This is a genomic window from Variovorax sp. ISS6 (genome assembly GCF_056523145.1).
The window spans coordinates 3,893,048-3,905,613 of the sequence record NZ_JAWRZC010000001.1 but is presented as its reverse complement, the minus strand read 5'-3'; the positions used below and the strand labels follow the sequence as shown (position 1 = coordinate 3,905,613).

General features: G+C 66.5%; 13 protein-coding genes. 6 read left to right on the top strand and 7 right to left on the bottom strand.

All coding sequences use genetic code 11. The annotated features are described in order from the left end of the window. Positions 1-50: 50 nt before the first annotated feature. The 5 genes from leuA to AC1HIL_RS18090 form a co-directional block, all read right to left on the bottom strand. On the bottom strand, positions 51-1,757 hold the full coding sequence (gene leuA / locus AC1HIL_RS18110) for a 2-isopropylmalate synthase (protein ID WP_479672374.1): 1,707 nt from the start codon (positions 1,755-1,757) through the stop codon (positions 51-53). A 224-nt stretch (positions 1,758-1,981) separates the two neighbouring features. Continuing rightward, positions 1,982-2,806 (bottom strand): CDP-diacylglycerol--serine O-phosphatidyltransferase, encoded by an 825-nt coding sequence (pssA, locus tag AC1HIL_RS18105; RefSeq protein WP_057592484.1) that lies wholly within the window; start codon positions 2,804-2,806, stop codon positions 1,982-1,984. A gap of 181 nt (positions 2,807-2,987) precedes the next feature. Continuing rightward, complete coding sequence (gene ilvC / locus AC1HIL_RS18100) at positions 2,988-4,004, bottom strand: ketol-acid reductoisomerase (protein ID WP_057592485.1); 1,017 nt, start codon at positions 4,002-4,004, stop codon at positions 2,988-2,990. Between the two features lie 146 nt (positions 4,005-4,150). After that, on the bottom strand, positions 4,151-4,642 hold the full coding sequence (gene ilvN, locus AC1HIL_RS18095) for an acetolactate synthase small subunit (protein WP_012747479.1): 492 nt from the start codon (positions 4,640-4,642) through the stop codon (positions 4,151-4,153). 97 nt (positions 4,643-4,739) lie between these two features. Continuing rightward, positions 4,740-6,569 carry an acetolactate synthase 3 catalytic subunit gene (locus AC1HIL_RS18090; protein WP_479672770.1) on the bottom strand — a complete coding sequence of 610 codons (1,830 nt, stop codon included), beginning with the start codon at positions 6,567-6,569 and terminating at the stop codon, positions 4,740-4,742. Positions 6,570-6,865: 296 nt separating this feature from the next. Here AC1HIL_RS18090 and AC1HIL_RS18085 point away from each other — a divergent pair, with 296 nt between their 5' ends. The 6 genes from AC1HIL_RS18085 (at position 6,866) to AC1HIL_RS18060 (ending at position 10,482) form a co-directional block, all read left to right on the top strand. Further along, positions 6,866-7,432, top strand: coding sequence for an RNA polymerase sigma factor (locus AC1HIL_RS18085; RefSeq protein WP_057592487.1), 567 nt, complete (start codon positions 6,866-6,868; stop codon positions 7,430-7,432). Beyond that, positions 7,429-7,857: a DUF3619 family protein gene (locus tag AC1HIL_RS18080; RefSeq protein WP_413763702.1), complete on the top strand. Its 429-nt coding sequence runs from the start codon at positions 7,429-7,431 to the stop codon at positions 7,855-7,857. Before AC1HIL_RS18085 ends, AC1HIL_RS18080 begins: the two co-directional genes overlap by 4 nt. 75 nt (positions 7,858-7,932) lie before the next feature. After that, the gene (locus tag AC1HIL_RS18075) at positions 7,933-8,880 is read left to right on the top strand and encodes a DUF3106 domain-containing protein (RefSeq protein ID WP_479672373.1); all 948 of its coding nucleotides are present in this window, start codon (positions 7,933-7,935) and stop codon (positions 8,878-8,880) included. Positions 8,881-8,892: 12 nt separating this feature from the next. Continuing rightward, complete coding sequence (locus AC1HIL_RS18070) at positions 8,893-9,456, top strand: RDD family protein (RefSeq protein ID WP_479672372.1); 564 nt, start codon at positions 8,893-8,895, stop codon at positions 9,454-9,456. Beyond that, on the top strand, positions 9,453-9,860 hold the full coding sequence (locus AC1HIL_RS18065; protein WP_057592491.1) for a diacylglycerol kinase: 408 nt from the start codon (positions 9,453-9,455) through the stop codon (positions 9,858-9,860). The genes AC1HIL_RS18070 and AC1HIL_RS18065 overlap by 4 nt, the downstream gene beginning before the upstream one ends. A 31-nt stretch (positions 9,861-9,891) precedes the next feature. Further along, positions 9,892-10,482, top strand: a complete 591-nt coding sequence (locus AC1HIL_RS18060; protein WP_057592492.1) for an LOG family protein — start codon at positions 9,892-9,894, stop codon at positions 10,480-10,482. A gap of 44 nt (positions 10,483-10,526) precedes the next feature. On the opposite strand, the gene AC1HIL_RS18055 is transcribed toward AC1HIL_RS18060, so the two are convergent. Beyond that, positions 10,527-10,865 carry a P-II family nitrogen regulator gene (locus tag AC1HIL_RS18055; RefSeq protein ID WP_013540975.1) on the bottom strand — a complete coding sequence of 113 codons (339 nt, stop codon included), beginning with the start codon at positions 10,863-10,865 and terminating at the stop codon, positions 10,527-10,529. Next, positions 10,862-12,553 carry an NAD+ synthase gene (locus AC1HIL_RS18050; RefSeq protein ID WP_479672371.1) on the bottom strand — a complete coding sequence of 564 codons (1,692 nt, stop codon included), beginning with the start codon at positions 12,551-12,553 and terminating at the stop codon, positions 10,862-10,864. The genes AC1HIL_RS18055 and AC1HIL_RS18050 overlap by 4 nt, the downstream gene beginning before the upstream one ends. Positions 12,554-12,566: the final 13 nt, after the last annotated feature.

Genomic DNA, 12,566 nt, shown 5'->3' with positions numbered 1-12,566 from the left:
CGTGGTTCTCCTTCGTTTCTGGCCACCTGGCGCATCGGGCGGGATGGGGTTCAGACGGTCGCGGTCTCCGATTGTGCGCTGTGCGCGCCATTGCCCCTGGCGCGCTCCACGCCCGAGACGATCGCCTTCAGCGACGCGGCGATGGTGTCCTCGTCGATGCCCACGCCGAACAGCGTGCGCGATTCGTCCACGCGCAGCTCCAGGTAGGCCACGGCCTTGGCATCGGCACCGGCGCCGATCGCATGCTGGTGGTAGTCGATGACACGCACCGCATGGCCGGTCGCGGCGCTCAGCGCGTGCGTGAAGGCATCGATGGGGCCGTTGCCGCGGCCTTCGATGGCCACGGTCTCGCCGTTCCAGGCCAGGTCGCCGCGCAGGAGCACCGAGGCGTTGGCGCCGCCCTTGCCCTCCTCCTGCAGCACACGGTGCTGGAGCGCCTGTACCGACTCGATGCCGTACTCGCGCACGAACAGCTGCCACAGGTCCGCAGCCGTGAGCTCCTTGCCCGCGACGTCCATCACGCGCTGCACCGTCTGGCTGAACTCCATCTGCAGGCGGCGCGGCATCTCGATGCCGTACTCGCTCTCGAGCAGGTAGGCGATGCCGCCCTTGCCCGACTGGCTGTTGACGCGGATCACGGCCTCGTAGCTGCGGCCGACGTCCTTCGGATCGATCGGGAGGTAGGGCATGTCCCAGATGTCGCCGTCCTTGCGCGCCGAGAAGGCCTTCTTGATCGCATCCTGGTGCGAGCCCGAGAACGAGGTGTAGACCAGGTCGCCCACGTAGGGATGGCGCGGATGCACGGGAATCTGGTTGCAGTGCTCGACCGTGGCGCAGATCTCGTCGATGTTCGAGAAGTCGAGCTCTGGCGAGACGCCCTGCGTGTAGAGGTTCAGCGCCACGTTGACGAGGTCGAGGTTGCCGGTGCGCTCGCCGTTGCCGAACAGGCAGCCTTCGATGCGGTCGGCGCCGGCCATCAGCGCGAACTCGCCGGCGGCGGTGCCGGTGCCGCGGTCGTTGTGCGGATGCACCGAGAGCACGATCGCATCGCGGCGCGCGAGGTTGCGGTGCATCCACTCGATCATGTCGGCAAAGATGTTCGGCGTGGAGTGTTCGACCGTCGACGGCAGGTTGACGATGCACTTGCGCTCGGGCGTCGGCGCCCAGACCGCGGTGACCGCATCGACCACGCGCTTGGAGAACGCGAGGTCGGTGCCCGAGAACATCTCGGGCGAGTACTGGAAGGTCCAGCGCGTGTTCGGCTGTTTCGCGGCCATCTCGTTGAACATGCGCGCATGCGAGGCGGCGAGCTCGACGATGCCGTCCTCGTCCATGCCGAGCACCACGCGGCGCATCACGGGCGCCACGGCGTTGTAGAGATGGACGATGGCGCGCGGGGCGCCCTGCAGGGCCTCAAAGGTGCGGGCGATCAGGTGGTCGCGCGCCTGCGTCAGCACCTGGATCGTCACGTCGTCGGGAATGCGGTCTTCCTCGATGAGCTTGCGCACGAAATCGAACTCGACCTGCGACGCGGAGGGAAAGCCGACCTCGATCTCCTTGAAGCCGATGGCGACCAGGGTCTCGAACATGCGCATCTTGCGCGTGATGTCCATCGGCTCGACCAGGGCCTGGTTGCCGTCGCGCAGATCGGTCGACAGCCAGATCGGCGCCTTGGTCAGCACGGCATCGGGCCAGGTGCGGTCCTTGAGACCGATGGGCGCGAAGGCACGGTATTTGGCTTGAGGTTGCTTCAACATGTCGATTTCTCTGCTGTGATGGTTGGTGATCAACCAGCAACCCCAAAAACAAAACGGCCCGTTGCTGGTGCGAACGGGCCGTGGTGATGGATTTGCGCGTGCGCTACCGTCTCCGCCCGTGAGGGAGAGCTAGTAGGGCCAGCAGCGAAATCATCTTCGTCATGAGGGTTGCGAATTTAGCACAGCCTTCGCGGCTTTGTGAAGACGGTGCAGCAATGCCTGTCTCAGTTGTGCAATCCGCGCTCGTCGGGTTCCTCGGTCGAGGTGCTGATCACGCTGGTCTGCTGCCCCTTGGCCTTGCGCCATGCATAGACCACGTAGCCGCTCAGGCCGTAGACCACGAACAGGCCGAACAGCACCGTCGGCGGATGGATGTTGATGACCGCGATGCCGAGCGCGATCAGCACGATCACGGCGAAAGGCACGCTCTTCTTCATCTGCACGTCCTTGAAGCTGTAGAACGGCGCGTTGGTCACCATCGTGAGGCCCGCATAGAGCGTGAAGGCGAAGGTGATCCAGGTGATCTGGGTCCACGAGAGGTACAGCACCTCGCCGCCGCGCTTGCCCCATTCGGTCATGAGCCAGATGAAACCGGCCACCAGCGCCGCGGCCGCGGGCGACGGCAGGCCCTGGAACCAGCGCTTGTCGACCACGCCGGTGTTGACGTTGAAGCGCGCGAGCCGCAGCGCCGCGCAGGCGCAATACACGAAGGCGGCAATCCAGCCCCACCGGCCCAGGCCCTTGAGCGACCACTCGTAGGCGATCAGCGCGGGCGCGGCGCCGAACGAGACCATGTCGGACAGCGAGTCCATCTGCTCGCCGAACGCGCTCTGCGTGTTGGTCATGCGCGCCACGCGGCCGTCGAGGCTGTCGAGCACCATGGCCGCGAAGACGCCCAGCGCGGCGAGGTCGAAGCGCGCGTTCATCGCCATCACGACCGAATAGAAGCCGCCGAACAGCGCGGCCAGCGTGAACAGGTTCGGCAGGACGTAGATGCCCTTTCGCCGCTTGCGCGGCTGGACCTCGTCGGGGACGGTGTCGTCATGCATTGGATAGGTCTCCGTCCCTCATGGGCATTGTCGGCTCAGCTATCTCTTCGATAGCAATTCGGTCACTGGGTCGCATCCCCGGAAGTGTAGTTCAGGGGCACGCCCGCCCTCCAAGCAAAAGGGCCACCGCGAGGGTGGCCCTGGGGGAATCGGGCACCGGAGCGCCCTGCTCGCCTGGAGATCAGTTGCGGGTCTGGTCGACCAGCTTGTTCTTCTTGATCCAGGGCATCATCGCGCGCAGCTTCTCGCCGACGACTTCGATCTGATGCTCGGCATTCAGGCGACGGCGGCTGATCAGCGCGGGCTGGCCTGCGGCGGCTTCGAGCACGAAGCTCTTGGCGTATTCGCCGGTCTGGATGTCGCGCAGCACTTGCTTCATGACCTTCTTGGTCTCGTCGGTCACGATGCGCGGGCCGGTGACGTACTCGCCGTATTCGGCGTTGTTCGAGATCGAGTAGTTCATGTTGGCGATGCCGCCTTCATAGATCAGGTCGACGATCAGCTTCAGTTCGTGCAGGCATTCGAAGTACGCCATTTCGGGCGCGTAGCCGGCTTCCACCAGCGTCTCGAAACCAGCCTTGATCAGCTCCACCGTACCGCCGCACAGCACCGCTTGTTCGCCGAACAGGTCGGTCTCGGTTTCTTCGCGGAAGTTGGTCTCGATGATGCCGGCCTTGCCGCCGCCGTTGGCGGTGGCGTAGCTCAGCGCGAGGTCACGCGCCTTGCCGGTCTTGTCCTGGTGCACGGCCACGAGGTGGGGCACGCCACCGCCTTGCGTGTAGGTGCTGCGCACGGTGTGGCCCGGGGCCTTGGGAGCGACCATCCACACGTCGAGGTCGGCGCGCGGCTGCACGAAGCCGTAGTGCACGTTGAAGCCATGCGCGAAGACCAGCGAAGCGCCTTCCTTGATGTTCGGCGCGACATCGTTCTTGTAGACGTTGGCGATCTGCTCGTCGGGCAGCAGGATCATGACGACGTCGGCGGACTTCACGGCATCGGCCACTTCGGCGACCTGGAGGCCGGCCTTGCCGACCTTGTCCCACGAAGCGCCACCCTTGCGCAGGCCGACCACGACCTTGACGCCGCTGTCGTTGAGGTTCTGCGCGTGCGCGTGGCCTTGCGAGCCGTAGCCGATGATGGCCACCGTCTTGCCCTTGATCAGGCTCAGGTCCGCGTCCTTGTCGTAATAAACCTTCATGATGTTCTCCAGATAGATATGCGAGTTGCAGTGTGTTGTGCCGTTCGTCCTGAGCCTGTCGAAGGGCTCAATGCAGTCCCCGCTCGCGCGGAGGCTTCGACAAGCTCGGCCCGAACGGACGGCGACCGAGCTCCGTTTTCATCGGGTCAGACCCGCAGGATGCGTTCGCCGCGCCCGATGCCGCTGGCGCCGGTGCGCACGGTCTCGAGGATGGCGCTGCGATCGATCGCCTCGAGGAAGGCGTCGTTCTTGCCATGGTCGCCCGTGAGCTCGATGGTGTAGCTCTTGTCGGTGACGTCGATGATGCGGCCGCGGAAGATCTCGGCCATGCGCATCATCTCCTCGCGCTCCTTGCCCACCGCGCGCACCTTCACCATCATGAGCTCGCGCTCGGTGTAGGCGCCTTCGGTCAGGTCGACCACCTTGACCACCTCGATCAGGCGGTTCAGGTGCTTGGTGATCTGCTCGATCACGTCGTCCGAACCGGCGGTGACGATGGTCATGCGCGACAGACTCGCATCCTCGGTGGGCGCGACGGTCAGCGATTCGATGTTGTAGCCACGGGCCGAGAACAGGCCCACCACGCGGGAAAGAGCGCCAGGCTCGTTTTCCAGCAGAACGGCAATGATGTGTTTCATGTGTGCGTGACTCCTCTTTTCGCCAGCGCGGAAGCTTTCGCTTTCGCCGCCCTCCCCCGCGCACGGTAATGCGCGGGCTCGGCGGGCAATAGATTCGTCAGTGAAAGGTTGAGAAACGAACGGTCGAAAACGGGCCGCGGATCAGAAGATCCTCGGAGCCCAGCAGCATCTCGGTGATGCCCATTCCGGCCTTGACCATCGGGAACACGTTCTCGGTGGGGTCGGTGCGGAAATCCATGAACACGGTGCGATCCTTGAGCTTGCGTGCCTCGCGCAGCGCGGGCTCCACGTCCTGGGGACGCTCGATCAGCATGCCGACGTGGCCATAGGCCTCGGCGAGCTTCACGAAGTTGGGCAGCGCATCCATGTAGCTGTGGCTGTAGCGGCCGGAGTACTCGATCTCCTGCCACTGGCGCACCATGCCGAGGTAGCGGTTGTTCAGCGAGCAGATCTTGATCGGCGTGTTGTACTGCAGGCAGGTCGACAGTTCCTGGATGCACATCTGCACCGAGCCTTCGCCCGTGATGGTGAACACTTCCGCATCGGGCTTCGCGAGCTTGATGCCCATGGCGTAGGGGATGCCCACGCCCATGGTGCCCAGGCCGCCCGAGTTGATCCAGCGGCGCGGCTCGTCGAAACGGTAGTACTGCGCGGCCCACATCTGGTGCTGGCCGACGTCGGACGTGATGTAGGTGTCCGTGTCCTTGGTCATGTTCCACAGCGTCTCGACGACGAACTGCGGCTTGATCACGTCCTTGTTGCCCCGGTCGTACTTGAGGCAGTCGCGATCGCGCCAGCCCTCGATGGTCTTCCACCAGTTGGCGAGCGCGCCGGCGTCGGGCTTGGTCGTGCTCTCGCGGATCATCGAGATCAGCTCGGTGAGCACGTCCTTCACGTCGCCCACGATCGGGATGTCGACCTTCACGCGCTTGGAGATGCTCGAGGGGTCGATGTCGACGTGGATGATCTTGCGTTCGTTCTGCGCGAAGTGCTTCGGGTTGCCGATCACGCGGTCGTCGAAGCGCGCGCCCACGGCCAGCAGCACGTCGCAGTTCTGCATCGCGTTGTTGGCCTCGATGGTGCCGTGCATGCCCAGCATGCCGAGGAACTTGCGGTCGCTCGCCGGATAGGCGCCCAGGCCCATCAGCGTGTTGGTGACCGGGTAGCCGAGCATGTCGACCAGCGTGCGCAGTTCGTTGGTGGCATTGCCCAGCAGTACGCCGCCACCGGTGTAGATGTAGGGGCGCTTGGCGTTCAGCAGCAGCTGCAGCGCCTTGCGGATCTGGCCGCCGTGGCCCTTGCGCACCGGGTTGTACGAGCGCATCTCGACCTTCTCGGGGTAGCCGGCGTAGGCCACCTTCTTGAACGAGACATCCTTGGGCACGTCCACCACCACCGGGCCCGGACGGCCGCTGCGTGCGATGTGGAAGGCCTTCTTCATCGTCATCGCCAGGTCCTTCGGATCCTTGACGAGGAAGTTGTGCTTGACGATCGGGCGCGTGATGCCGACCGTGTCGCATTCCTGGAAGGCATCCAGGCCGATCGCCGCCGTGGGGACCTGGCCCGAGATGATCACCATCGGGATCGAGTCCATGTAGGCCGTGGCGATGCCCGTGACCGCATTCGTCAGGCCCGGGCCCGAGGTGACCAGCGCCACCCCCACCTCGCCGGTGGCGCGCGCATAGCCGTCGGCCGCGTGGACCGCCGCCTGCTCGTGGCGCACCAGCACGTGCTGGATGGTGTCCTGCTTGTAGAACGCGTCGTAGATGTAGAGAACCGCGCCGCCGGGGTAGCCCCAGACGTACTGGACGCCTTCGGCCTGCAGTGCCTTGACCAGCACTTCGGCGCCCATGAGTTCTTGCGAGTGATTGCCGGCGCCGGAGGACGCGGCTGCTGCGGAAGCGAGTTCCGCCTTCGAGATTTCCATGATCAACCTTTGGAGTTTTTTCGGGAACGAAAAACCTTGGGTGCCCCTTGCCAACCCTTGTGGGGCCGCGCCAGGACTTGAGGCCAAAGCCATGGGCGGACTGATTGTTCCGCCGGACCGTGACCCGTTTGCCTTTTGACTTGCGACCGCGATTATGACACCGACGCGGCCTTCCGCCGAGCCCGTATCGCCCCGCAACACGATTCGTCAGGAGCGGCGGGCATAATTCGCGGCCAACAACGAGGCATTCCCGCCCGACATCCATTCCCACGCGGCGCCCGGCGCCCCTCTGACGCTTGGCCACCGAACAAGAACTCTCCGATTTCCTGAAAAGCGTCGAACGACGCGCTTTCAAGCGGTCGGTCTATCACGTGCGAGACGAGGAAGCGGCGCTCGACATCGTGCAGGACAGCATGATGAAGCTGGCCCAGCACTACGGCGACAAGCCCGTCGCCGAGCTGCCGATGCTGTTCCAGCGCATTCTTTCGAATTGCACGCTCGACTGGTTCCGCCGCCAGAAGACCCGCCGCGCGCTGTTCTCGAACCTCAGCGACTTCGAGGCCATCGACGACGACGGCGATTTCGACCTGCTCGAGAACTTCGCCTCCGAGACCGACTCCAGAGAGACCGAGAGCGCCGAGGACACCACGCGCCGGGCACAGGTCCTGCATGAGATCGAAGAACAGATCGCGGCATTGCCGGGCCGTCAACGCGAGGCTTTCCTGATGCGTTACTGGGAAGAAATGGACGTCGCTGAGACGGCCGCCGCCATGGGCTGCTCCGAGGGCAGCGTCAAAACCCATTGCTCGCGCGCCGTCCACGCTCTGAGCAAGGCGCTCAAAGCCAAGGGAATTTCGCTATGAATACTAAGGTTCCTCTTTCTTCCATCGCCGAAAACGAGTTCGGTCAACGCGTGGCCGCGCGCCTGTCGGCGGGCAACCAAGCGTTGCCGCACGACATCGGCGAACGCCTGCGCGTGGCGCGTGCGCAAGCCGTGGCCCAGCGCAAGCAGGCACCGCAGCTGCGTGCGGCGCCCGCGGTGGTGCAGTCGGGCAGCACCGCCGTCCTGGGCGGCGGTGGCTGGGGCTGGTGGACCCGAATCGGCACCGTGGTGCCGCTCGTGGCACTGGTGGCCGGCCTGATCACCATCAGCGTGATGCAGGACGAGGACCGCGCCAGCGAGTTGGCCGAGGTCGATTCCGCACTGCTCACCGGCGACCTGCCGCCAGCCGCCTACACCGACCCGGGCTTCGCGCAGTTCCTCAAGTCCGACGGCGCCTCCGATTGACGGCAAGCGGCCTTGCCGCTTCCGTCCTGGCTCCTCCTGCTCCTCCCCCACGCCTCCCTCCGACCGATCACCCGAATGCCACGCCGCACCCAGCCCCCCGCGATTTCGCCCCGCTCCTCGCGCTCGTGGTCGCAAGGCGTGGCGGCTCGCTTCGCCGGGGCCGGCATCGTGGCCGCCGCGGCGCTGGGACTGACGATCGCGGTCGCGCAGACCACGCCCGTGCGCTCGGAAGCGGTCCGCGCCGATACGCCCAAGGCAACGACCACCGGCACCATGGCCGCGTCCGCCGCCGCCAAGCCGGCGCAGCTCACCAAGCCGCTGTGGGCCGAGCTCACCGCCGAGCAGCAACAAGCGCTGCAACCGCTGGCTCCGCACTGGAACACGCTCAACGTCGGCCAGAAGCGCAAGTGGCTCGCGCTGTCGCGCAACTACGCCTCGCTGCCGGCCGAGGACCAGATCACGCTGCGCAGCCGCATGATCGAATGGGCCGCGCTCAGCAACCAGCAACGCGTCCAGGCCCGGCTGAATTTCGCCGAGGTCAAGCGCGTGCCGGCCGACGAACGCAAGGCCAAGTGGGAGCAGTACCAGGCGCTGAGCGAAGAGGAAAAGCGCAAGCTCGCCGAACGCGCGCCGGCCAAGCCCAAGGGCGCAGCCATCCCGGTGCGGCCGGTGTCCTCGCAGAAGCTCGTCGCCGTTCCGGCCGTCACTTCGGCCGGCCAGCACACGCCCCGCATCCAGCTCGCGCCACCCGCGGCGCCCGCAACCCCAGCCATCGTGCCGGCGGCAGCCGTCGTCGCGAATCCGCCGGCGACCGTGCCCGGTACCGCCGCAACCGCGACGGCCACCACCGCACCCGCAGCGCCTTCCGTCGCGCCCCCTGCCACCTATACGCCTCAGCCGGTGCCGGCCGAAGCCCAGGTGCCGTCTCCGTACACTTCACCGTCCGGTCCGTCGACTTCGGTATCCTCCACACCGTCTTCCACTTCCGCGGGGCGCGCGGTCGATCAATCGCCCGCCCCCTGACCCAAGGTCTCGATGGTTTCCAGCCCTTCCGAAATTTCGGAGTCGGATTCGCCTGCCCCTGCCGCATCTGACGCTTCCCTTTCCATCGCACAAGCCCCGGGACTCTGGCGCCGCATGGCCTGCTGGCTCTACGAAGGCATGCTGCTGTTCGCGGTGGTGTTCGTCTCGGGCTGGCTCTTCAGCACGCTGGGCCAGATGCGCGACGCCATGGACGAGCGGCGCCACCTGCTCCAGGCCTTCCTCTTCATCGTGTTCGGCGTCTACTTCGTCTGGTTCTGGGCCAAGGGCCAGACGCTGGCGATGAAGACCTGGAACATCCGCATCGTCGACACGCACGGCCACCCGGTCACTCAGCGCCGCGCGCTCGCGCGCTACCTGCTGAGCTGGATCTGGTTCCTGCCGCCGCTCGCCGCCATCGCACCCTTCAAACTGTCGGGCCCCGAAGTCACGGTGCTCGTCTTCGGCTGGGTGGCCATCTGGGCGCTGCTGGCGCGCTTCCATCCGCAACGCCAGTTCTGGCACGACGCCTGGGCCGGCACCCGGCTCGTCACCTCCAAGCCCATGAGCCGCCGATGAGCGCCCTGCCCGAACTTCCCGATCCCGCCGTCAATCCGCAGAAGGCCCGCAAGGGCTTCGATCGCGTCTGGCACGCCACGCTGATCTCGCTGCACGGCCTGCGCGCCGGCTGGGGCGAGCCGGCCTTCCGGCAGGAGGCCATCCTGTCGATGGTCATGATCCCCGCCGCCTTCTGGCTCGGCCGCAGCTGGGTCGAGATCGCCCTGCTCGCGGGCAGCGCGGTGCTGGTGATGATCGTCGAACTGCTCAACACGGCCGTGGAAGCGGCCATCGACCGCATCGGCCCCGAATGGCACGACCTCTCCAAGCGCGCCAAGGACATGGGCAGCGCCGCGGTGCTGCTGTCGCTGTCGCTGTGCACCTGCATCTGGGCCGCCGCCTTGTGGACGCGCTTCGTGTCATGAGCGGGCCCGCCGCGCGAGGCATGATCGGGGGATGACCCCTGAATTTTCGATCTGCGTGTATTGCGGCTCGCGCCCCGGCGAGCGTCCCGAGTTCACCGAAGCCGCCACGGCGGTAGGCCGCTGGATCGGCCAGCAGCGTGGCCAGCTGGTCTATGGCGGCGGCCGCACCGGCCTGATGGGCACAGTGGCCGAGGCCACGCGCGCCGCGGGCGGACGCGTGGTCGGCATCATCCCCAAGGCGCTTGTCGACAAGGAACTGGCCAACCCGCTGTGCGACGAGCTGCACGTGGTCGACACCATGCACGAGCGCAAGGCGATGATGGGCGAGCGCGCCGACGCCTTCCTGGCCATGGCCGGCGGCATCGGCACCTTCGAGGAGCTGTTCGAGATCTGGACCTGGCGCCAGCTCGGCTACCACGATAAGCCGGTCGGCATCCTCAACAGCGCGGGCTACTACGACAAGCTGCTGGAATTCCTTGCCCAGAGCGTGCGCGACGGCCTGATGGGCGACTGGCAGATGAGCCTGGTGCGCACCGGCACCGAGGCCGAGCCGCTGCTCGCGGCGCTGCGTGCCGAGGTGCCGCGCCATCCGCGCGACGACCGGCTGGCCGAGAACCTCTGAACCTCTTGTGAAAGGCCGGCGAGCGCCGGCCCCTGCGGTTCAGCTCAGACCGCGTTCTCGTTCTCTTCGCCGGTGCGGATGCGCACGATGCGCTCGACGGCCGTGACGAAGATCTTGCCGTCGCCGATCTTGCCGGTGCGCGCCGAATTCACGATGGCCTCGATGCAGCGCTCGACGTCGCCCTCGTTGACGACGACCTCGACCTTCATCTTCGGCAGGAAGTCGACCACGTACTCGGCGCCGCGGTACAGCTCGGTGTGGCCCTTCTGGCGGCCGAAGCCCTTGACCTCGGTCACGGTGAGTCCGGTGACGCCCACTTCGGCCAGGGCCTCGCGTACGTCCTCGAGCTTGAAGGGTTTGACGATGGCGGTGATCTGCTTCATGGTTTGCGTGCTCCGGCGGTTTCGTTGAATTTGCTGGTGATAGGGTAACGCCAATCCTTGCCAAAACTGCGGTGCGTCACCCGGATGCCTACCGGCGCCTGGCGCCGCTTGTATTCGTTGATCTTGATGAGCCGTGCCACCCGCTCGACCACCGCGCGGTCGTAGCCCCCGGCAATGATCTCGTCGATGCCCTCGTCGTCCTGCATGTAGCGTGCCAGGATCGCGTCGAGGATGTCGTAGGGCGGCAGGCTGTCCTGGTCGGTCTGGTCGGGCCGCAGCTCGGCGCTCGGGGGCCGCGTGATGATGCGCTCGGGGATCGGCTCGGTGCCGGTGCCATAGGGATCGTGGGCATTGCGCCAGCGCGCGAGCGCGAACACGGTCGTCTTCAACAGGTCCTTGATGACCGCGAAGCCGCCCGCCATGTCGCCGTAGAGCGTGCAGTAGCCGGTGGCCATCTCGCTCTTGTTGCCCGTGGTGAGAACGATCGAGCCGAACTTGTTCGACAACCCCATCAGCAGCGTGCCGCGGATGCGGGCCTGGATGTTCTCTTCGGCCGTGTCCTCGGGCCGGCCCGCGAACTCGGGGGCCAGCGCCGCCTTGAACGATTCGAAGGTGTGGCGGATCGAGATCTCGTCGTAGCGCACGCCCAGGCGCCCCGCCATGTCGCGCGCATCGATCCAGCTGATGTCGGCCGTGTAGGGCGAGGGCATCATCACCGCGCGCACCTTGTCCTTGCCGAGCGCATCGACCGCGATCGCGAGCACCAGCGCCGAGTCGATGCCGCCCGACAGCCCGAGGATCGCGCCCGGAAAGCCATTCTTGCCGACGTAGTCGCGCACGCCGAGCACCAGCGCATCCCAGAGCCGGGCCTCGGCGTCGCGCGGCGCGGCGATGGGCTCGGGCAGGAAGCGCACGCCCTGCGACGGTGCACGCTCGAGCTCGGCCAGCACCAGCTTCTCCTCGAAGCCCGGCGCCTGCATGGCGAGCGCGCCATCGGCCTGCAGCGCGAAGGAGGCGCCGTCGAACACCACCTCGTCCTGCCCGCCCACGAGGTGGGCATAGACCAGCGGCAGCCCCACGGCGCGCGCGCGATCGGCCATGCGCGCCACGCGCTCGCCCTCCTTGCCCACGTGGTAGGGCGAGGCATTGATGACGGCCAGCACCTCGGCGCCGGCGGCGCGTGCCAGCTCGGCCGGCGCGTCGAACCAGGCGTCCTCGCAGATCAGCAGGCCGACCGACACGCCGCCGGCCTCGAACACGCAGGTGCCCTGCCCCGGCGCGAAGTAGCGGCGCTCGTCGAACACCTGGTAGTTGGGCAGCTCGCGCTTGGCGTAGGTCTGGAGGATGCGGCCTTCCTTGAGCACGCTGGCCGCGTTGTGGCGCAACTGCACCGACACGGAGCGCCCGCGCAGGCTGCCGCCGCTCGGATGCCCCACCACCACGACCATGTCTTTGAGGTCGGCCAGAGCGGCGGCGATGCCTTTCACGGCATCATCGCAAGCTTCGGTGAAGGCCGGCCGCAGGAACAGGTCCTCGGCCGCGTAGCCGGCGATCGAGAGTTCGGGCGTCAGCAGAAGGCGAGCGCCCTGGGCATGGGCCTCGCGCGCGGCCGCCACGATTTTTCGGGCATTGCCGGGGAGATCGCCCACCACGAAATTGAGTTGCGCGATGGCGAGCTTGAGCGTCATACGGAAGGAAGAA

Bases quoted from the DNA above. Each gene is read 5' to 3' on its own strand.
- AC1HIL_RS18075 (WP_479672373.1), top strand. From the start codon at position 7,933: ATGCCACGCCGCACCCAGCCCCCCGCGATTTCGCCCCGCTCCTCGCGC.
- pssA (WP_057592484.1), bottom strand. From the start codon at position 2,806: ATGCATGACGACACCGTCCCCGACGAGGTCCAGCCGCGCAAGCGGCGA.
- ilvN (WP_012747479.1), bottom strand. From the start codon at position 4,642: ATGAAACACATCATTGCCGTTCTGCTGGAAAACGAGCCTGGCGCTCTT.
- AC1HIL_RS18070 (WP_479672372.1), top strand. From the start codon at position 8,893: ATGGTTTCCAGCCCTTCCGAAATTTCGGAGTCGGATTCGCCTGCCCCT.
- AC1HIL_RS18055 (WP_013540975.1), bottom strand. From the start codon at position 10,865: ATGAAGCAGATCACCGCCATCGTCAAACCCTTCAAGCTCGAGGACGTA.
- AC1HIL_RS18080 (WP_413763702.1), top strand. From the start codon at position 7,429: ATGAATACTAAGGTTCCTCTTTCTTCCATCGCCGAAAACGAGTTCGGT.
- AC1HIL_RS18060 (WP_057592492.1), top strand. From the start codon at position 9,892: ATGACCCCTGAATTTTCGATCTGCGTGTATTGCGGCTCGCGCCCCGGC.
- AC1HIL_RS18090 (WP_479672770.1), bottom strand. From the start codon at position 6,569: ATGGAAATCTCGAAGGCGGAACTCGCTTCCGCAGCAGCCGCGTCCTCC.
- ilvC (WP_057592485.1), bottom strand. From the start codon at position 4,004: ATGAAGGTTTATTACGACAAGGACGCGGACCTGAGCCTGATCAAGGGC.
- leuA (WP_479672374.1), bottom strand. From the start codon at position 1,757: ATGTTGAAGCAACCTCAAGCCAAATACCGTGCCTTCGCGCCCATCGGT.
- AC1HIL_RS18050 (WP_479672371.1), bottom strand. From the start codon at position 12,553: ATGACGCTCAAGCTCGCCATCGCGCAACTCAATTTCGTGGTGGGCGAT.
- AC1HIL_RS18065 (WP_057592491.1), top strand. From the start codon at position 9,453: ATGAGCGCCCTGCCCGAACTTCCCGATCCCGCCGTCAATCCGCAGAAG.